Origin of the sequence: Salinirubellus salinus, assembly GCF_025231485.1 — an archaeon.
In the GTDB taxonomy this organism is placed as follows: Archaea; Halobacteriota; Halobacteria; order Halobacteriales; family Haloarculaceae; genus Salinirubellus; species Salinirubellus salinus.
This window is the reverse complement of the sequence record NZ_CP104003.1, coordinates 2,840,878-2,859,189: the sequence shown is the minus strand read 5'-3', so window position 1 is coordinate 2,859,189 and position 18,312 is coordinate 2,840,878. Positions and strand designations below refer to the sequence as shown.

At 65.6% G+C, this 18,312-nt stretch carries 19 protein-coding genes, 1 tRNA gene and 2 pseudogenes; 11 read left to right on the top strand and 11 right to left on the bottom strand.

Annotated features, from left to right (window positions below):
• Nucleotides 1–553: 553 nt before the first annotated feature.
• Nucleotides 554–1,849: an RNA-guided endonuclease InsQ/TnpB family protein gene (locus N0B31_RS15055; RefSeq protein WP_260592446.1), complete on the top strand. Its 1,296-nt coding sequence runs from the start codon at nt 554–556 to the stop codon at nt 1,847–1,849.
• On the opposite strand, the gene N0B31_RS15050 is transcribed toward N0B31_RS15055, so the two are convergent.
• Complete coding sequence (locus N0B31_RS15050; protein ID WP_260592445.1) at nt 1,832–2,500, bottom strand: twin-arginine translocation signal domain-containing protein; 669 nt, start codon at nt 2,498–2,500, stop codon at nt 1,832–1,834. The genes N0B31_RS15055 and N0B31_RS15050 overlap by 18 nt on opposite strands.
• Before the next feature lie 402 nt (nt 2,501–2,902).
• Between N0B31_RS15050 and N0B31_RS15045 the strand changes: the two genes are divergently transcribed.
• The 3 genes and pseudogenes from N0B31_RS15045 to N0B31_RS22620 all read left to right on the top strand — a co-directional run bounded on the left by N0B31_RS15045 (nt 2,903) and on the right by N0B31_RS22620 (nt 4,141).
• Nucleotides 2,903–3,481, top strand: coding sequence for a cupin domain-containing protein (locus N0B31_RS15045; protein ID WP_260592444.1), 579 nt, complete (start codon nt 2,903–2,905; stop codon nt 3,479–3,481).
• 218 nt (nt 3,482–3,699) lie between these two features.
• Nucleotides 3,700–3,878: pseudogene (locus N0B31_RS22625) on the top strand (type II toxin-antitoxin system HicB family antitoxin); the annotation flags it as partial.
• Between the two features lie 39 nt (nt 3,879–3,917).
• Nucleotides 3,918–4,141 (top strand): annotated as a pseudogene (locus N0B31_RS22620) (type II toxin-antitoxin system HicA family toxin).
• Nucleotides 4,142–4,237: 96 nt separating this feature from the next.
• Here the strand turns inward: N0B31_RS22620 and N0B31_RS15040 are convergent.
• Nucleotides 4,238–4,672, bottom strand: a complete 435-nt coding sequence (locus tag N0B31_RS15040; RefSeq protein WP_260592443.1) for an SDR family NAD(P)-dependent oxidoreductase — start codon at nt 4,670–4,672, stop codon at nt 4,238–4,240.
• Between the two features lie 243 nt (nt 4,673–4,915).
• Between N0B31_RS15040 and tnpA the strand changes: the two genes are divergently transcribed.
• The 4 genes from tnpA (at nt 4,916) to N0B31_RS15020 (ending at nt 7,775) form a co-directional block, all read left to right on the top strand.
• A complete protein-coding gene (gene tnpA / locus N0B31_RS15035; protein WP_260592442.1) occupies nt 4,916–5,305 on the top strand; it encodes an IS200/IS605 family transposase in 390 nt (129 codons plus the stop codon).
• Nucleotides 5,302–6,537 carry an RNA-guided endonuclease InsQ/TnpB family protein gene (locus N0B31_RS15030; RefSeq protein WP_260592441.1) on the top strand — a complete coding sequence of 412 codons (1,236 nt, stop codon included), beginning with the start codon at nt 5,302–5,304 and terminating at the stop codon, nt 6,535–6,537. The genes tnpA and N0B31_RS15030 overlap by 4 nt, the downstream gene beginning before the upstream one ends.
• 31 nt (nt 6,538–6,568) lie before the next feature.
• Complete coding sequence (locus N0B31_RS15025) at nt 6,569–7,597, top strand: homing endonuclease associated repeat-containing protein (protein ID WP_260592440.1); 1,029 nt, start codon at nt 6,569–6,571, stop codon at nt 7,595–7,597.
• 105 nt (nt 7,598–7,702) lie between these two features.
• Nucleotides 7,703–7,775 (top strand) — tRNA-Gln (locus N0B31_RS15020).
• Nucleotides 7,776–7,956: 181 nt separating this feature from the next.
• On the opposite strand, the gene N0B31_RS15015 is transcribed toward N0B31_RS15020, so the two are convergent.
• On the bottom strand, nt 7,957–8,139 hold the full coding sequence (locus tag N0B31_RS15015) for a hypothetical protein (protein WP_260592439.1): 183 nt from the start codon (nt 8,137–8,139) through the stop codon (nt 7,957–7,959).
• 154 nt (nt 8,140–8,293) lie between these two features.
• Between N0B31_RS15015 and N0B31_RS15010 the strand changes: the two genes are divergently transcribed.
• Nucleotides 8,294–9,589 carry a DUF6498-containing protein gene (locus N0B31_RS15010; protein ID WP_260592438.1) on the top strand — a complete coding sequence of 432 codons (1,296 nt, stop codon included), beginning with the start codon at nt 8,294–8,296 and terminating at the stop codon, nt 9,587–9,589.
• Nucleotides 9,590–9,633: 44 nt separating this feature from the next.
• Here N0B31_RS15010 and N0B31_RS15005 read toward each other — a convergent pair whose 3' ends face one another.
• Entirely contained in the window at nt 9,634–10,029 is a 396-nt protein-coding gene (locus tag N0B31_RS15005; RefSeq protein WP_260592437.1) for an ester cyclase, read from the bottom strand.
• Nucleotides 10,030–10,364: 335 nt separating this feature from the next.
• On the opposite strand from N0B31_RS15005, the gene N0B31_RS15000 reads away from it, so the two are divergent.
• Complete coding sequence (locus tag N0B31_RS15000) at nt 10,365–11,174, top strand: helix-turn-helix transcriptional regulator (RefSeq protein WP_260592436.1); 810 nt, start codon at nt 10,365–10,367, stop codon at nt 11,172–11,174.
• A 118-nt stretch (nt 11,175–11,292) separates the two neighbouring features.
• Nucleotides 11,293–11,691 carry a cupin domain-containing protein gene (locus N0B31_RS14995; RefSeq protein ID WP_260592435.1) on the top strand — a complete coding sequence of 133 codons (399 nt, stop codon included), beginning with the start codon at nt 11,293–11,295 and terminating at the stop codon, nt 11,689–11,691.
• A 116-nt stretch (nt 11,692–11,807) separates the two neighbouring features.
• On the opposite strand, the gene N0B31_RS14990 is transcribed toward N0B31_RS14995, so the two are convergent.
• From N0B31_RS14990 to N0B31_RS14960, 7 genes are read right to left on the bottom strand one after another with little or no spacing between them, the layout of a single operon-like run.
• Entirely contained in the window at nt 11,808–12,359 is a 552-nt protein-coding gene (locus N0B31_RS14990; RefSeq protein WP_260592434.1) for a metal-dependent hydrolase, read from the bottom strand.
• Complete coding sequence (locus tag N0B31_RS14985) at nt 12,359–13,261, bottom strand: class I SAM-dependent methyltransferase (protein WP_260592433.1); 903 nt, start codon at nt 13,259–13,261, stop codon at nt 12,359–12,361. Before N0B31_RS14985 ends, N0B31_RS14990 begins: the two co-directional genes overlap by 1 nt.
• Nucleotides 13,258–13,680, bottom strand: a complete 423-nt coding sequence (locus N0B31_RS14980) for a 6-pyruvoyl trahydropterin synthase family protein (RefSeq protein ID WP_260592432.1) — start codon at nt 13,678–13,680, stop codon at nt 13,258–13,260. Before N0B31_RS14980 ends, N0B31_RS14985 begins: the two co-directional genes overlap by 4 nt.
• The gene (locus tag N0B31_RS14975) at nt 13,677–14,693 is read right to left on the bottom strand and encodes a zinc-dependent alcohol dehydrogenase (protein WP_260592431.1); all 1,017 of its coding nucleotides are present in this window, start codon (nt 14,691–14,693) and stop codon (nt 13,677–13,679) included. Before N0B31_RS14975 ends, N0B31_RS14980 begins: the two co-directional genes overlap by 4 nt.
• A gap of 1 nt (nt 14,694) precedes the next feature.
• A complete protein-coding gene (locus N0B31_RS14970) occupies nt 14,695–15,480 on the bottom strand; it encodes a GTP cyclohydrolase IIa (protein WP_380627957.1) in 786 nt (261 codons plus the stop codon).
• 5 nt (nt 15,481–15,485) lie between these two features.
• On the bottom strand, nt 15,486–16,316 hold the full coding sequence (locus tag N0B31_RS14965) for a CDP-alcohol phosphatidyltransferase family protein (protein WP_260592429.1): 831 nt from the start codon (nt 16,314–16,316) through the stop codon (nt 15,486–15,488).
• Nucleotides 16,313–18,301, bottom strand: coding sequence for an aldo/keto reductase (locus tag N0B31_RS14960; RefSeq protein WP_260592428.1), 1,989 nt, complete (start codon nt 18,299–18,301; stop codon nt 16,313–16,315). The genes N0B31_RS14965 and N0B31_RS14960 overlap by 4 nt, the downstream gene beginning before the upstream one ends.
• Nucleotides 18,302–18,312: the final 11 nt, after the last annotated feature.

The window sequence follows — 18,312 nt, the reverse complement described above, 5'->3', positions numbered from 1 at the left end:
TTATCGAGACGGTGCGCTGAGGGGAGTCGTAACGGTGGAGTTCAACCGGAGTTCCCGACGAGTTCCTCACGAATAGCGAGATGCAATCTTTCACGCTGAACACCGACCTCGGCTCCCGGAATAGTTCGAAGAGGACACAAAAACGTCTCCGCACCACTATCTGCAGCCTCTGTGTCGGTCACGTCGAGACTGTCAGGCCCTGAATGGTTGGGTCGCCCCGTGCTGCATAGAGGGCGCGAGTGGTCACCAATCACGCCGAGCTACTATTGTGGACCGTTCGCTCGCCGTAGAGGGCATTCAATCCGCGTACATCATGTGGTTCGTGGAGTCTGGACCACTTGCATGCCGATGAATCGGGTATCCTGATTCGAAGAGGAATACACGCTCATGGAAGATACGCAGGCACCTTCACATAGATGCAAGGAGGAAGCCCACGGCTTGAGCCGTGGGAGGAATCCGACAAGGCTCGAAACAACCCACGAGCGATAGTAGTCCGACTCCCCCACGCTAACCCGAATTATATTAAAGAAGCACTTCGATATGTGAACTAACGATGGACGTGATTCGCACCGTCAAGGTCAAACTCGATGTACCTGACGAGCGGTGCGACGACCTCCATCAGACCAAAACCCAGTTCCTCCACTGTGCGAACACCACCGCAGAGTGGGCGTGGCGATACCCGAACGACCACTGCGTGACCTCGAAACAGACAGCCGAGAACGCCCTCTACGACCAACTCCGCAACGAGACGGCGTTGACTGCGAACCTCGTCCAGAAAGGGATTCGGCGTGCTATCGAGGCCACAAAAAGCGGTGTCGCCCGACTCAAGAAAGGTGAGAAGACAAGTCAGCCACACTTCGATGCGTGGAGCGTCGTCTACGACAAGCGAAGTGCGACGTTCCACCGCGACCACGTCTCGCTCTCGACAGTGAACGGTCGCGTCGAGTGTGACTACGTGCTTCCCGCCGAAGCCGAGGAGACACCGATTGGTGAGTACCTACTGAACGAAGACTACGAGTTCCGGATGTCCACGTTGCAGTACGACCGCTCCACAGAGTCGTTCTACCTCCACGCACGGATGCGCCGAACGAGTGAGCAAGAGCAGTCCACGACTCCTTCTGAAGACGCCAAGCACAGAACAGTCCTTGGTGTTGACCTGAACGTGGACGGCTCGCTCGCCGTGACTTCCACGGGCGCGTTCGTTGGGAACGCCGACGAGATGAATCATCGACGCCGAGAGTATGAGAAGACTCGCGGGTCGATGCAACAGGCAGGAACGCGGTCGGCACACTTATCGATTCAGTCGATGAACGACCGTGAGCACCGCTGGATGCAAGACGAACTGCACCGCGCCTCGAACAAGATTCTCGAAGAAGCCCACGCCCACGACTGCACCCACGTTGCGTTCGAGAACTTGACTGATATTCGCAAGCGGATGGCTGGTGCGAAGCGATTCCACGCATGGACATTTCGACGTCTCTACCAGTACGTCGAATACAAAGCCGAGATGTACGGCATCGAGGTCGAGCAGGTGAGTCCTGCGTACACGTCGCAGCGGTGTTCGTCGTGTGGGTTTACCCACGAGAGCAATCGGCGGTCGAAACACCAGTTCGTGTGTCAGAAGTGCGAGTATGAACTGAACGCGGATTATAATGCGAGCAAGAACATTGCTCGGAAACTGCTCAAGCGACTCCACTCGGGGCAGACGTCTTCGGGTGGAGGCGCACCCTGTCAGTGTGCGCTGACGTCAGGGATGTTGAACCTGAATGGCGATTTCCACGCCTCCGTCAAAGCGACGGCAGAAGGGGAGTCCACTGACAAGCCCACGAGTTCAGTCGTGGGTCACTGACTTCTGGACTAAGCACGAGCCGGGAGCACAACAACAGATAGTGCAGATCCGGCCACAGCACCGCCAGCAAGCCTGCCCTCGTTGGCTGCCGTCGGCGAGGACGATCCAGTACGGTCGATATTCATCGCTTTCGAAGGTGAACTCTGCCGAGTATAGACCTGCATCGCCGGTGGCTTCGTTCGCGACGAACGGCCGGGGCTCCTCGCCGTCTTGGATCACCACCCCGCTCACAACACCATCATCGAACGACAACTCGATGTCCAGCAATTCCCCCTCGAGCATATTCGTCCCGGCCCTGACCTCACCAGTCAGGTACTCGGCCATTTCACCATCGCACAGGTAGACTGTGGCCTCCTGTGCCGTCTTGGGGTCCTCTGGAAACGAAATCCCGATGTACAGTTCTTCGTCAACTGCGCCGACGTACGTGTTCTCCGCCCAAATCTGCTCAGCCGTGATGGTCCCTGCAGGCGTTTCAGCCTGCAACGTGTCGAGGTCCAATTCTGGGACAGAACCTGCCAGAGTTGGAACGTCCTGTGGAGTGTTGGCACTCGTGCACCCTGCCAGCCCCAGCGAGCCGACGCCGACCGCACTAGCTTTCAGTAGTTTTCTGCGCGAGATGCCGTCGAGCCGTGCGGTTTTATCCATCATCATGTGTTCTCTGGGTATCGTGCTCGGCAGTGGGCCGTATCCCAGACACGAGCTGTCTCGTGGACGGGTTCTCCTTTCATCCAGAACGTGGCTGTGAACTCTTCTAATTGGAATGACACATAAGTGTATGTGTTGTCTCACAGACCACATATCTGGGTGATTAGGAATTTCCATCGCTTTGCTGCTCGTACTGTTATTCTGAGTTCTGAGCCTCTTCATGCGGTCTGACTACTTGTACCGCCTGTCTTGTGACGATACCCTCGGTGCTGAGTAGGGTCTCTGTATGTTGTGCCCCTTCTTTTGACAGGAAATGAGTGGGTTTCTGAGGCCGTGTTGAATAGAGGGTGCGTAGTCCTCGGCGCCTGCAATGCCAATAGCTAACACGCCCCAGTCAGAGTACGTGTTATGTATCTTCCCCCGGAGATCGAGAACCCGGTGACCGGTGAGCGAATCGAGTTTGACGAGTCCGCGTCCAACGATGAGCGGCTGGTCTGGGACGAAACGCGGCCGGCGAAACTCGATCCACCACCGATACACTATCACCCCGACACCGAGGAACGGTTCGAGGTTCGTGCGGGACGGCTGATCGTCGAAAGAGACGGGGAGAAGCATACTGTCAGAGCCGGAGAGGAAGTAGTCATTCCACCGGGGACACCTCACGTGTCGTACACCGAGTCGGAGACGGCCCACTTCAGACGCGAAGTGACACCGCCCGGCCACTGGCGGGAGGCTCTGACCGCGCGGTTTGCTGCCGTCCATGCGGTCGGTGAACTATCCGGCGTGACCGGTCTTCTTCAGACGGTCCTGTTAGCCCAGACGTATCCGGACGTAGTCGTTCCAGCGCAACCGCCACGATCTCTCCAGCGTGTCCTGTTTCCCGTTCTCGCTGCGATTGGCCGGGCCGCAGGTCTGAAATCTCCCCACCCCTACCCTCACAACGAGTTCGACGACCAGGACGGCAACAGACCCACGATGCCCCCCTAAACGACAGCAACCACCCGAGTTCGAGGAATCTGCCCTCTGTATCGCTCACGTCGCTACTGGCAGAGTTCGAGTAGGTTCCGGCGACCGCGCTGTATCGAGTGCGCGAGCCGGTCACCAATCACCCGAGATGAGCGTCTGCCTGGAGAGGTTTCGTGTTCGTCTTCGCTGCGAGAGGGGTATGCCGACTGCGTATCAGTTCATCCGGAACTACGAGTGAAATGGCCAGTTCGGTTCGGAATGGCGACGCCGACGATGGCGAGGTTCGTCTCTGCCAAGAGGACGGCTGTTGGATCGCGAAAGGCGTCGACACGGACCGACAGACGAGGAACTTCGTGCACTGGGTATCGACCCCGCCAACAACACCACTGGCGACCAAGAACCGCCGGATGTACTCAACGAATCGACGGGGCGGCGAACGTTCTCTCGAATTGAGGTACTGAAGATACTGGCCAACGTCGGTAGGTTCGAGTGGCGACGAACGACCGGCGACCACGCCAAACTGCACTACGAACATCCGACGAATCAAGGAGACCGCCGGTGACTGTGCCGCTGCATAGCGAACTCCGTATCGGAACACTCCGAGGTATCGCCGAAAGCGCCGGAGTGCACGAGTTTGATGCCATCTGTGAGTGGGTCGAAAAAATCCCAACCTTCGACTAGGAGATAAATCGAATCGATATCGTCGATTCCTGAGTCGGGTACAGCGTGCCTACTGTTCTCGCGAGCGGTCAGTTCGGGTCAGTGAACGAATGGATATTATGTGACCACGTCCCCGGTCATAGTTTCGCTCGGTTCACCATACAAGTCGACGCCAACCCGGTTCGCGGCAATCTCCCAGAGGTCGGCTGCCAGGCCTTCGTCTCGTGAGATCGACGACGACGAGTCGGGTTTTCCCTTCGTATCGAGGTAGAGACCAGTCATCCCAGTGAGTTCGTTCGACGTGGCTGCGTGGACCGACGAGTACGCCGCGCTCTCGGGGGACACGTCCATGAGAAGCCTCATCAGCGGTGTCATGACGATACCTATTACTCGCATCGGGAGCGGTGCTGCGGACAGTGACTCCTGCTGGAGTTGGGTGTCTGCGTCGCCGGGGTTGACCGCGTTGACGGTGATACCCGTTCCCTCGAGACGCCGGGCGAGTTCATAGGTCCACATGAGGTTTGCCGTTTTCGAACGCAAGTACGCCTTCATCCCGTTGTAACTGCTGGTCTCGAAGTCCAGGTTGTCGAAGTCGGGTTTCGCGTACGACGAGAGCGGCTACGGCAGGTCGAAGCTCGCTGTGTTGACGTTGATAGAGTTACGAGCGCATACCCCCGTCTTTAGGCGGGGGTCAAGCGGACAATAGCGTACATCTCTGACAACGACGCTACGGCTGGATTTCCCACCGACTCACCGCCATTATTAAGATACGTTACCCCATAGTGTGCAACACGGATGAAGACCACACGTCACGCGACCTACAATCTCAACTACCATCTCGTGTGGTTGCCGAAGTACCGACAGTCGGTACTCGTCAACGAGGTCGCAGACCGTGTGCGAACCATCCTCCACGAAATAGCCGACGACAAGGGTCTTGAAATACTCGACCTGACCGTTCAGCCCGATCACATCCACCTGTTTGTTAGTAGCCCGCCGAAGCACGCCCCATCTCTCCTCGCCAACTGGTTCAAGGGTATTTCCTCGCGGAAGTACAACCACCGCTACGCCGACGACGACGGAGAGAAAATCGGATGGGCGCGCGGGTACTACGCAGGAACGGCGGGACACGTATCCAGCGAAACGGTCATGAACTACATTCAGAGGCACGAGGAGGACGATTCGTGACTGAACTCACGAAGACGCTGGAACTCAAACTGGTAGAGCCGAACGCGCACAAGCGGAGGAAACTCCGAGAGACGCGAGAGGCGTACCAACAGGCCCTTCACGATGCGTTCAACGCCCGATGCACCACGCAGACCCAAGCGAACGACGTAGTGATCAACTACGACCTGAGCGGGTACGCGAAGAATGCGCTCAAACAGTACGTCCCGCAACTCACGACGACATACAACGCGGGCGAACTTCACGACGACCACCCTGTTCGCTTCACGAACGAAGGGCTACGGCTCGACCACAAGCCCGAGAACGCAATCGAGTGGTACGTCAAAATCCCGCACCACGAGGACTACCACCTCTGGATGCCAGCACAACCGAATCCCGAACAGCGGGACTGGTTGGAAGCGTTGAACGCGGGAGACGCCACGATGGGGGAGAGTCGGCTATTCGAGCGAGATGGGACGTGGTATCTCCACGTCACCACGACCCGCGACGTAGAGGATGGTTCCGAGGTGTCCGCCGAAGAACGGACGCCCATCGGAGTCGATATTGGAGAAGCGTCACTCGTCACGGTGTGTCACCGCGACAGGCACGGTTCTCCGACCGCTCCCGAACTGTGGGCCGACGAGGGCAAAACCGTCCGTCGGCTCCGTAAGACATACTTCACCGCTACACGGCGACTCCAGACACGCGGAAGTGAGTGCATCGCGGAGTCCTTTGGGGACGACCTGTGGAACCAGATAGACGACGTGTTCCACCGCGTCACCCGCGAAGTCGTGGAGTACGCCGAGTCCGTCGAGAATCCCGTTCTTGTTCTGGAAGACCTGACGTATATACGGGAGTCGATGGACTACGGCGAGTACATGAACCGCCGTCTCCACGGATGGGGATTCGCCAAACTTCACGCGCAGATACGCTACAAAGCCGTCGAGAAGGGCATCCCTGTCGAAACGGTGAACCCGCGCAACACCTCGAAAGAGTGTCATGCGTGCGGTGAGGTAGGATACCGCCCACGACAGGCGACGTTCAAGTGTACGAACGATGCGTGTTGGATGGGTGAGTACCAAGCGGACGTGAACGGGGCGGTGAACATCGCAGACCGCTACCTCAGCGGAGAGAGTCGTTTCAGAGAACACGAGAACGACGATGACTCGGCTGAGGATGGGGGGCGTTTGACCGCCCCACAAGACAGCCAAGCCGATGCTACCAAGCAAGAGACGCTTGGAACGTATGCGTCTTGAAACCGTAGGGCCACGCTCGGCCTGAAATCCCGTGGTGGGATTCCCGCGTCTTCAGGCGCGGGAGGAGGTCAATAGGGACGAGAGACGACCGATACACCCTCTGTATCCAGCAGCCCATCTCTATCACCTTCTGCGGGGTTCGCCGGGGTTCGTCCAGAGCGACGCATCGACTACGACCACCACACAGGCCCGGACCGCGCGCTACAGCTACACTCCCGCCGAGTGCGCGGCCGCCCTCAGACGAGCCGCCGACCACCTCGGTGAGTCCCCCAGCAAAGCCCAGTACGAGGACCTCGGGCTGACACCTGCGTCGGCCACCATCATCCGCATCTGCGACGGCTGGAACGCCGCCAAAGAGCTGGCCGAACTACAGACGACCGCCGACCGTGGCTCCCGTGTCGGTCCCAAGCCCGCCCACCTCGACGTCTCGGACGCCGAGTGGGTCGCCATGTCGGTCGACCAGCGCTGGCACTACCGCCACCACGAGGAGAACGCCCAGCGGAGTCTCGACCGCCGACGCCGCCTCCGTGACTGGCTCGACATCTACAAGGCCTCCCTTGGGTGTACCGCCTGCGGCGAGGCAGACCCCGCCTGCCTCGACTTCCACCACGTCGGCCCCACGGAACGTGCCGTCACCGACCTCGCCACCTACGGCTACTCCGCCGCCGACATCCACGCCGAACTCCAACACTGCGAGGTCCGGTGTGCCAACTGCCACTGGCCGGCCCACCACGCAAAGCCCGCCTGTCTCGACAGCGCAGGCCCAACTGTTCGGACGGACGCAGCCATCGGCATTATCCGGCCGGACGAGACCGACCTCACCAAAGAGACCTATCTCCGTGCCTGGACGCCCCACTACAAGCAACGACGCGGCTGTCGCGAGTGTGGCGAGACAGAGGGTTGCTGTCTCCAGTTCCACCACCCAGCCCCCGAGACGAAGCGCGATGGCGTCGGCAGGCTCATCAGCGACTCCAAACCCGTCGAGCAGGTCCGTGCCGAGGTCGATCGCTGCGTCGTCCTCTGTGCCAACTGCCACCGACAGGAACATCGCCCGGCGTAGCGGCGGACACGCGCCAACCGGGTAACTGACTCCGCAACGTTCATAAAGTTGTGCAGGCTACGTAGGATTGTCAGCAGGCAGGCGGGCTGGCAAACATGTCGGATCAGTTCCATGGGGTAGCGGCCAATCCTGTTGCCTTCTGGGGGCAACGACCCAGGTTCGAATCCTGGTGGAACTACTCGAATCTTATACTCCCAAAGCTTCTAAATACTGTTGTGTACCTCGAGTTTTTCGGGGGCTGGCAATAGTGACAGATTCGGTACTATTCTATGGGCCAAACAACCTGTCCGAGCTGTCATGTTTGGGTCGCTGTAGCTCTCGACTCGGCTGCGGGGTCGAAACTGTCGAGAGCGCCGCGCTCACTCCTGCATTCGGTTCAGCAACCCCTCGACGGTGAACGTCTCCGTCCAGCCGGGGGTATCGAATCGGAACGAACTCGGCGGCGTGTTCTCGCTGTCGGTCTTCTCGATACGCTGCTCGCCGACGAGCGGGTCGTAGCGCGCGTCGACGACCGTGTGAGCGGTGGCGCGGCTGTCGAACACCCAGCGTGCCGTCTCGGTTCGAGTTCGGCCATGGCGTCGTAGTCGGCCAGCACGGCTCGGGCAAGTCGTGGTTGTGGCGCTCGGCCTCGCCGTGTTCGAATCGTGACCGGCGGCGACCGCAGGGCTGTTTGTCCCCGCACCGTGAACGCCCAGTGTGTCGCGTCCCGCCCCCCTCCGCTCGCTGCCGTTCACCACCCTCCTCCCGGGGCTGGTCGTCCCGGTCGGTGTCCTCCTGCTGGGCTGGCCGATCGCGGTCGTCCTCGGGGTGTTCGTCCTCGAGATCGCGGCGGTCGTCTGCTGGGCCGTCGTGAAGATCCCCTTCGCCGCCAAGCGCCCCCGGAACATGATCGACGGGGACGACCGGCTCCTCGGCCCACTCCAGACGAAACGCGGGTCGGTCTCGCTCCCCGGGCCGCTCCCGCCCGTCTACCTCCGGAACGTCCCGACGTTGCTCCTGACGGCGGGTTTCCTCGCCCCCCTCGAGGTCGGCACGGCGTTCCTCGTCTTCGCGTTCACCGACCCGACGATCACGACCCCGGTCGTCGAGCAGCTGCTGCTCGGTGGTGCCGGCGTGTTCCTCGCCGAAGGCGTCGAGACGGCTCGCGAGTACTTCGCCCGCGGTGGGTACCGAGAGCACTCGCCGCGATCGGTCGTCCTCGTGCCGTTCAGACGGCTGTTCGCCGTCGGTGCGCTGCTGTTCGTCGCCGGCCCACTCCAGGGGGCCGCGGTGAGCGGCGAGGTCGTCCTCGCGGTCCTCGTCGTCGGGAAGTTCCTCTACGACCTCCGACGGCTCCAGGTGGCACGCGATCCCGACGCTCGGGGGCTGTTCTACCGGCTCTACGGGAGTGCCGAGACCGAACCGGAACCGGTCCCTGTCGAGGTGCCGCCGGGCGCCCCCGTGGTGTGCGACCGGCCACCGCGAGGCGCAGCACTGCTCGATGCGCTCTACCGTGGTGTCACGTACACGCTCACCAGTCCCGTCCTCGTCGTCTACCTCGCGGCCGCGTTCTTCCTCGCGTTCGGCGCGACGACCGTCGGCCTCGTCTTCGTCGGCGTCGTCGCCCTGTTCGCCGGTGTCCGGGCGGCCTCGCGGTACCTCCGGTACGGGACCGTCGAGTACCGGGGGTACGACGGCACGCTCGTCGTCTACGACCGGCTGCTCGAGGAACCACAGGCTCGGCTCGAACGGACCGCCGTGACCGACCTCGAGGTCACCGCGGACGCCGTCGACCGGGTCTTCGACACGCAGACGGTTCGACTGGGCGGGATGGACGACGACGACACGCCGACGTTCCGACTGACGGTCCCCGACCCGGAAGAGCTCGATGGCGACGACGCGAACGCGAACGAGTCGCTGTCGCTCGTCCACGTTCGAGACCACCGCAGACTGGTCGACGCGCTCGGTGTCTCGTGGCGACTGGATGCGGCGACCGACGCAACGAGTGGGTAGTCGCGGTGGTCCCCTCACGGGTCGCGCGGGCCGTCGGCGCCGACTCAGGGCTCGACGATGTCGCGGATGGCGCCGCCGGTGCCGGAGGCGACCCAGCGCTCTGCGATCTCGCCGTCCTCGAACCGGTACCAGGTGAGGCCGCTGTCGAGCGAGACCTCCTCGCCGGTGGCGGCGTGGGTCCCGCTCCACGAGTAGCGCACCGCCACCTCGTCGCCGTCGGCGATGGCCCGCTCGATGGTCACCTCGAGGTCGGGGATGGCCTGCCAGACCGTCTGGTAGAACGCCTCCAGCTCCTCGAGGCCGTCGGCGTCCGCCCCGTGGAGCGCGAGGTCCTCGCTGTAGTCTTCGAGGTACTCGTCGCGACGGTCGGGGTCGTTGTGCTTCTCGATGGATTCGCGGAGGATCTGTACGTGCTCGGATTCGACGTCGGTCTCGGACACGACGTCGGCTTCGGACCCATCCGTCATAAGACTGTAGCAGGTCGAGTGCCGGACGGGGGACCCTTCAGGAACTCCCTTCGCCGGGTCTCGCCTTGGCCGTGGTGGTCGGAGCGTGCTCGATGTGTGCTCTGCCTACTGGGGGCACGGCCGTCACGGTGTCTTCGTCGTACCTGGGGTGAACACGGCAGTGGCTTCGTGCTCGCAGCCGTCCGTCGGCCCCCGGCGACGGGCCGGCGTGACGTCGCCGCAGGCGGTGTGCACCTTCGAGAGATAGTCTCTTCACGCGTACCCACGCCGACAGTAGTTTCTTGACCTACTGTGTGCCTCTGTCGAGGATGGACACGGCACTCGACGACATCGCGTTCCTCGCGAACTCCGAGAACCGAGTGGCGGTGTTCGAGACGCTCGTGGAGGCACCGCGCAGTCGACACGAGATCGGGGAACTGGTCGACGCTTCACGGGTGACTATCGCACGCATCCTCCGGGAACTCGGCGAGCGCCACTGGGTCGAGGGGGTAGGACAGGAGTACGACGCGACGCCGCTGGGAGAGTGGATCTACGACGAGTTCGACCACCTGCTCGACCAGGTCGAGACCGAACGACGCCTCCGTGAGCCCCTGCAGTGGCTGCCGGTCGACCCGGTGCCGTTCGACGTCCGGTGCCTCCGCGACGCCGAGGTCGTCGTCCTCGACGGGAGTGACGCGACGGCGTTCGTCAGACGAGTGCTCGAGTTCCACCGCTCCGGCGACCACCTCCGCGGCGTCGCGACCACGGTCGCGCCCGTCCTCGTCGAGAACCACTGGGAGATGACGGTCCACGGGGACACGCGTCTCGAGATGGTACTCACCCCCAGCGTCCTGGAGGTCACCCTCGACCACCCGACCGCCGCGCGACAGTTCAGCGAGATGCTCGAGGAGGAGACGGTCCACATCTCCGTCTCAGAGGAGGTCCCGATGTCGGTCGGTATCGTCGACGAGACCGTGGGCATCAACCTGACCGACGAGCAGGGGGTGGCTAAGGGTGGCCTCGTGACCGACGACGAGACCGTCTACGAGTGGGCGGTCGACCTGTTCGAGCGCTGCCGCGAACGCGCGACACCGGTGACGCCCGAGGACCCCGACGACCTCGAAGAACTCGTGCCGTGACCGTTGGAGACGGGTGGCGGGCCGCCGAGTCCGGCCGACGTTCGGCCCCCGACCGACGAACACACCGTGAACGATGTTCCCTCCGAAACATCATGTTCGGCGCCGTGGACGGAGAGTCATGCACCGACCGACAGCCGACCTGCCAGCGAAGGTCGAGACGCCGGATGCGACGATACAGCGCGTGACCGAGTTCGGAGCGATGGACGGACAGTCGTTCGACGCCGTCCGGGGGACCATGTCGCCGGGCGTCGACGTCACGGGACTGCTCGAGGGGCTCGAAGACGACCTCTGTCAGTGTCCCCACTGGGGATACATCGTGGACGGCTCGGTCCACGTCCGGTACACGGACGGGACCACAGAGGTCAACGAGGCGGGGGAGGCCGTCTACTGGCCGCCCGGCCACACGATACTCACGGAAGACGAGGGCGTCGAGTTCGTCCTCTTCAGCCCGCAGGACGAGCACGGGCACGTCCTCGACCACCTCCAACAGAAGGTGAGCGAAGCGGAGGCGGACTGAGCACAACAGTGGGGCGGCGTGTGGGTCTCCTCCGCTGGCGCTCCCTCTGGGCACTGCCGCCGATGTCTGCGAGCGGACGCTGTGGTTCGCGCCCGAGACGGTCCGGTGAAGCCACACTACAGGATCCGTTCGAAGTACGGCACCAGCCGACGTCGCAACACGGCGTACACGACCGCGACACCGAGGGCCGCACCGAGCCCCCACCGAACCGGCCCGTCGTACACCAGCAAGACCGGGACGCCCGCGACCACCGCCAGCCCGAGGTCCTGCGGTGAGCCGTCGTAGGGGAACACGTAGCGCGCCTGCCACCAGCGGCCGGAGACGTGGTCGTAGACCGCGTTCGTGTTGGTCCGCTCCCACGGTCTGAGTTCCTCACCCGCCCCCAGCACGTCGCTCGCGCTGTGGAGACCGCCCCCGACGAGTGCGAGTGCGAGCGCCACCGTGAGCGGGGTCGGAACGAGGAACGCGAGTACGACGCCGGGAACCGCGAGCACGGGGCCGAACACCGGGAAGTGGAGCGTCCGCCGGTGCTCACCCACGAGCAGGTCGAGGTCCGGGAACACCCCGCCCACGATGGCACCGACCGCCGCTGGCGTCGCGAACTGTGGGGCGGCCAGCGCGACTGGAACGGCGAACGCCAGCGCCACGGCGACGTGGGTGACGACCATCACCGGTCGGTCACCTCGGCGGGTCGCCAGAGGAGGTCGTAGCCGTGGGCGACGTACGTCAGTTCCCCCGCGTGCAGTTGGCGTCGGCGGGTCGCCAGCCACTCCTCGCTCCCCTCGACGCCCCCGAGAGCGTCGGCGACGAACTCGAGGATGCACGCGAGGAAGTACCGCTCGTCGGCGGGATACTCCCCGCCGGGCGACGGCCCGACGATCCAATCGGACGCGGCGACCGCCTCGACCCGTGCGCCACGCTCGCGGAGTCGGTCGAGGAGGTGTCGACCCGCTCGACTGTCGCGCCCGGGCGTGGCGTCGATGGCCGCGTGGAACGCCTCCGAGACGCGCTCGTCGGCAGGGTGCTCGGGGAGGAAGATGGTCTCGCCGTCGAACGTCAGTGGCGCGTAGACGAGGCCGTCCCCGCCGACGGCCCGGCCGAACGCCTCGAGGGCTGGTTCGACCGGCACGAGGTCGAGGAACGACTGTGCGAGGACGAGGTCGAACCCCTCGTCCGGTGCGGCGCTCGGGAGTGCCGTCAGCGCGTCGTCGGCGTCGAAGGCGACGGCCAGGTCGGTCTCGCTCGAACGCCCGACCCGGCAGCCCGTCGGCGTCGCCGTGACGTCCAGCTCCCGTCGTCGGAGCACCCGTGGCACGAGCCAGCGGGCGAACGCGACGATGCGAGGGTCGGTATCGGCTCCGTGGTAGGTGCCAGGCCGGATACCCCAGTCGTGGAGCGTCGGGACCGACAGCCCGGTGCCACAGCCGGCCTCGCCGACCCTTGGCCGGTCCGGGAGCGTCTCGACCAGTCGCGACAGCACCCGCCGGTCGCGTGCCCGCTCGTCGACGGACCGCTTGGCCGTCAGGTAGCGCGGTCGAGCGTGGTCGTGGCCGTCGGGAGCGTCGCTCATTCCGTTGTGAGCACGCGCTCGTGGCTCGCCCACGCGAGGTCGTCCTCCCACATCCTGACGAGGAGTCGTGTCGGCGTGGGGTCGTCGAGTGCGGCCGCCAGTCGGTCACCGAACAGGCGGGCGAACCGCTCGACGCTCGGGTTCTCGTCCCCGAACTCCGGGAGGTCGTTCAGGAGGCTGTCGCGGTAGCGGCCCTCCAGTTCGTCGAGTGCCGCCTCGACCGCGTCGATGTCGACCACGTAGCCGTACTCCCCGAGCTCGGGGGCCGCGAACTCGACCTCCGCGGTGAACTCGTGGCTGTGGACCTCTCCCTCCGGCCCCGGGTCGGGCACCGTGAGGAAGTGCTGTGCGATGAACGTCCGGCGGACCATCAGCCGGTACGGTTCGTCGGGCTGTCGTGCGCGGTAGGTGTCGGTCATGGGTAGGTGAGGACGACGTGTGGGGCCTCGACCGCACGGCGATCGAGTCGACGGTACGCCTCGGCCGCCCGGGAGAACGGGACCGCCTCCGTCAGGACGAGGTCGGTGTCGAGCCGTCGGAGGTGGTCGAACGCGGTGTCGAACCGGCGTGACCGGTCCCACCGGCCACGGAGCGACGGGTCGATGGTGCTGACCTGACTCGACTCGATGCTGATGCGCTCGCGGTGGAACGACCCGCCGAGGTCGATGGGGGCCCGCTTCGTCCCGTACCACGACCCGACGAGGACACGGCTGTCGTAGCCGGCGACGTCGACGGCGGCGTCGAGCGTCGCCGGCTGGCCCGAGAGCTCGTAGACGAGGTCGGCCCCGTCCCCGTCGCAGTCGTCGAGCACCGACGCGACCGTCTCGGGGTCGACGACGTGGTCGGCTCCCACCCCGCGGGCGAGTTCGCGCCGTGACGCGATGGGCTCGACGACGACGAGTCGGTCGAGCGGAAACTGCGAGAGGACGTGCGTCGTACAGAGGCCGACCGGTCCGGCCCCGAAGACGACGACCCGTTCACCCACGCGCGGTCGGCCGTCGAGGACGAGGTTGGTCGCGGTCTCGACCGACGGGAGCAGCGTCGCCTCCGTGGCGTCGACGGCGTCGTCCACCGGTACCACCGCGTCGGGGGTCGTGTGGAACCGGCTGGCGTGCGGGACGAACGCGAACACCTGCCGACCGAGCCACTCCTCCTCGACCTCGCGCCCGACGCGTGTCACCTCGCCGACGGCGGCGTAGCCGTACCGGAGCGGATACTCGAAGGCGCCGTCGAGCGCGTCGATGGTGCTGTCGACGGCCATCCCGTCCGGGAACTCGCCCCGGTAGACGAGTAGCTCGGACCCCGGGCTGATGCCGGAGGCGATGGTGTCGACGCACAGTTCGTCTGCACCGAGTTCGTCCAGGGGTTCGGTGCGTATCTCGACGGACTCCGGCGCGTCGAAGTAGAGCGAACGGGTCTCTGTCGGGGCCATCTCAGTCGTCGGCCACCCCCCAGGGCCCTTCGATGCGGCTGCCGGTCGCCCGACACGCCTCGAGCGCGTGTTTCGCCTCGAACCCCGCGGCGTGCGCACTCGGACCGTGTCCCACGCCGACCTGGAGTTCGACGCCCGTCTCCGACCGGACGTGTTCGAGGACGGACTCGAGGGCCGGTCGACCGACGTCGGGGCAGACGGCGATAGCGTTGTCCCCGCCGACGAACTGCGTCACTGCGGCGTGCTCCTCGGCGAGCCGTTCGGAGAGCGCCAGCATCGTCCGGCGGACGGTCCGCTCGGCCACGTCGGGGGAGACGCGGTCTGTCAGTTCGCCGGTCACGTCCACCACGTCGAAGTGTGCGACCGTGAGCGTCCCGGGGGTGGCTCCGTCGACCACACGGTGGTCGAGGACCTCGCGCCGGTCCGTCTCCTGTGCGCTCCCCGCCGCCTGGAGCACGTCTCCAGCGGCTTCGAGCGCCGCCACGGGTGTCGGTGCCGTGCCGACGCCGACGCTGACCGTCACGGGGTACTGGTTCGCGACGCGTTCTTGAAGCCGGGTGAACGCCTCGGGGTCGATGTGGTTCGCTACGCCGAGCATGTTGTCGTAGCGGCCGGCGAAGGCGTAGCCGTCGCGGTCGCCGAAGAAGTCGGCGACCGTCGCGAACAGCCGGGCCTGGAGGGCCTGGAGGTCGGTCTCTCGTCGCGGCTCGGGCGTGGTCGTCCACGGGCCGTAGTCGTCGAGCTGGACGACGGCGAGTCTGACGCCGCCGTCGCGGGGGGTATTCACGTGTGTCATGATTGGTTCGTCGAGTCTTGAGCGTTCGGCATGCCGAGCCGCCCGGTGACCACGAGGTAGTCACGGGCGAAGACGGCCAGCGAGGGGGCCATCGCGAGCGTCGCTGCGGGCCACGCGAGACGCGGCGGGACGACCGGGAGGAGCGCCAGGGCGACGACCGCCATCTGGAGGCCAGCGAGCGGCCGTCTGAGGCGGCTCTCGGGGAGGTCACCGACCGTCCCGCCGCGCCGTTCGTGGAGCCAGCAGCCGAACCGGTAGCAGTAGCGCGCCGCCGACACCGAGAGGTACCAGACCGGGAGCGCCCCCCACGCGACTGCTACGACTGGCGCGACCAGGAACCCCATCGTGTCGAACGCCAGGTCGAGGCGCTCGCCGAGTACCGTCTGTCGGTCGGACCGGCGGGCGACGAGCCCGTCGACCCAGTCCAGCGCGGCGCCGCCGCCGTACCAGAGCGCGGGCAGCCACCGCCAGACGCTGTCGACGGGGGGTGTCACGAGGACGAAGCCGGCCACGCCGGCGTAGAGCCACCCGCGGCCGAGAGTGATGCCGTTCGCCAGCCCGAGTGTCGGGTACACCGTCGTGCCGCCGTCGGGGACCGTAGCCGTCGGGGTCGTCGACTCGGGGGGATGGTTGAGCGCCAGCGACCGCCAGAGGAACCAGAGCGTGTAGCCAAGCGGGACCGAGGCGACGAGGAGCCACAGCAGGGCGGCAGCGGGCGATAGCGCGTCCGCAGCCGCCACGGCGACGAGCGTGGCCGAGAGGAGTGCGACGGCCCCTGTCAGCCACCACCGTCCCTCGAGCGTGGCCGGGACCTCCATCGCGGTCATCGCTCGACCCCCGGCGTCTCGAGGTCGTCCAGCCGATTCACCGCCCGGTCGTCGAGTCGGCAGCGAGCGGCCGCCAGGTTCGAGACGGCGTGGTCGACGCTCGTCGTCGACGGGATAGGGACCACGCCGCGGGCGACGTTCCACGCCAGCACGGCTTGCGCGGGCGTCACGCCGGCAGTGTCGGCGACCGATTCGACGACGGGGTCGGTCAGCAACCCCGGGGCCGAGAGCGGCGAGTGGGCCACCACGCGGATTCCTCGTGCGTGGCACCACTCGACGAGGTCGGTGCGGGGGCGGTACGGGTGGCGCTCGACCTGGACCAGTGCTGGCGGGACCCGCGCCTCCTCGACCAGTCGAGCCAACTGCGGGCACGTCACGTTACACACGCCGAGCGTCCGCGTGAGGTCGTCGTCGTACAGCGCTTCCAGTCGCGACCACGTCTCGCGGAGCGAGTGGTCGGCCCGGACCGGGTCGCCCGTCTCGTCGGTCGGAAACGTCAGCTGTTCCTGCTCGGTGACGGGGAGCGTGGAGAGTTCGCGGAGTTCGCCGCGGTGGGCCCACGCGTCGGGCCAGTGGAGCGCGTAGCAATCGAACGCGTCGACACCGAGTTCGTCGAGCGACCCCTCGCAGGCCTGGCGCAGGTGCCCGGGGCCGTGGTTCGTCCGCCAGGGCTTGCCGAGCAGGAATGTCGACTCGCGGTCGGGGGCGCCAGCCCCGGCGAGGAGGTCGCCGAGTCGCCACTCGTTCCCGTACAGTTCGGCGGTGTCGAACAGCCGGTAGCCCGTGTCGAGTGCCGCCCCGAGCGCTGGCTCGACGTACTCGCCGTCGCCACGGTAGCGCGAGCAGCCGAATCCGATCGGGGGGAGCCGTATCGTGGACCCGCCCTCGTGACTCGCCGCGGTGGCTGGGGGACGGACCGGCGGCGGACCGTTGGATGCCCGACGACCGAGATCGCCACCGAGGCCGTCCTCGACAGGGACCGGGCCACCGTCACCCGTGGCGGCGGCCCCTATCGCCTCGCAGACCGCGACCACGTGGGCGGCACGCCGGGCCCCCGCTCTGCTCGGTCGGCCCCGCTCGACCGACCGGGCGAGTCTGGCTGGCCCGGCCGCGTGTGGCCGCGCGCGCCGCGATTGCGGATGGGGCGCGACGGTCGGTTCACGCTCACCACCGCGGACGGTGACAGCATCCCGGTCGGCCGCCAGCGCCCCGGTATCCTCGAGGTAGAGCGTGCCGTCGTCGCCGTGGAGTTCGAGCCCGTAGAACTCGCGGCTCCGGTGGTCGACGTAGAAGCTCGCACGGAGCGCGACGACGGGGCCGTCGACGAACTCCAGTGTCGCCTCCACGTGTGGTGGAGCCGCGGCCGCCTCGGGCCGGTCGCCCGACCACACTTCGAGGGCGTCGGCCCGTCGGACCCGGTCGACGCGGCCGAACCAGGCGACGAGCAGCGAGAGCGGGTAGACCGCCCCGTCGAACAGGGGGCCGACGGCGAGGAACGACTCCGGCCGGTCGTGCCACTCGTCGACACGACCGACGTTGGCCGTGGCGCTCGCGAACCGGACGGTCCCGAGTCGGCCGTCCGTAGCGAGTGTGTGGGCGTGTCGTTGTGCATCGGCCAGGTGGTTCTCCGGCGCACAGCCGAGCGCGAGCCCACGGTCGGCGGCCGTCCGGACGAGTTCGGCCGCCGTCTCGGCCTCGAGCGCGAGCGGCTTCTCGGAGAATACGTGGCGGTCGGCCCGGAGACACGCCCGGGTGACACCGGCGTGTGCCCCGTGGCTGGTGAGGTTCACGACCAGCGGGACCGACTCGGTGCCCAGCATCGTCTCCAGGTCGGTGTAGACAGTTGCGTCACCGACACGCGTGGCGAGCGTCTCCGCCCGGTCGCGGTCGAGATCACAGACCGCGACGACCCGGAGCGAGGACTCACCGACTCCAGTGACGTACCGTTCGGCGACGCTTCCCGCCCCGACCAACGCGCAGTCCACCCCTGCATATA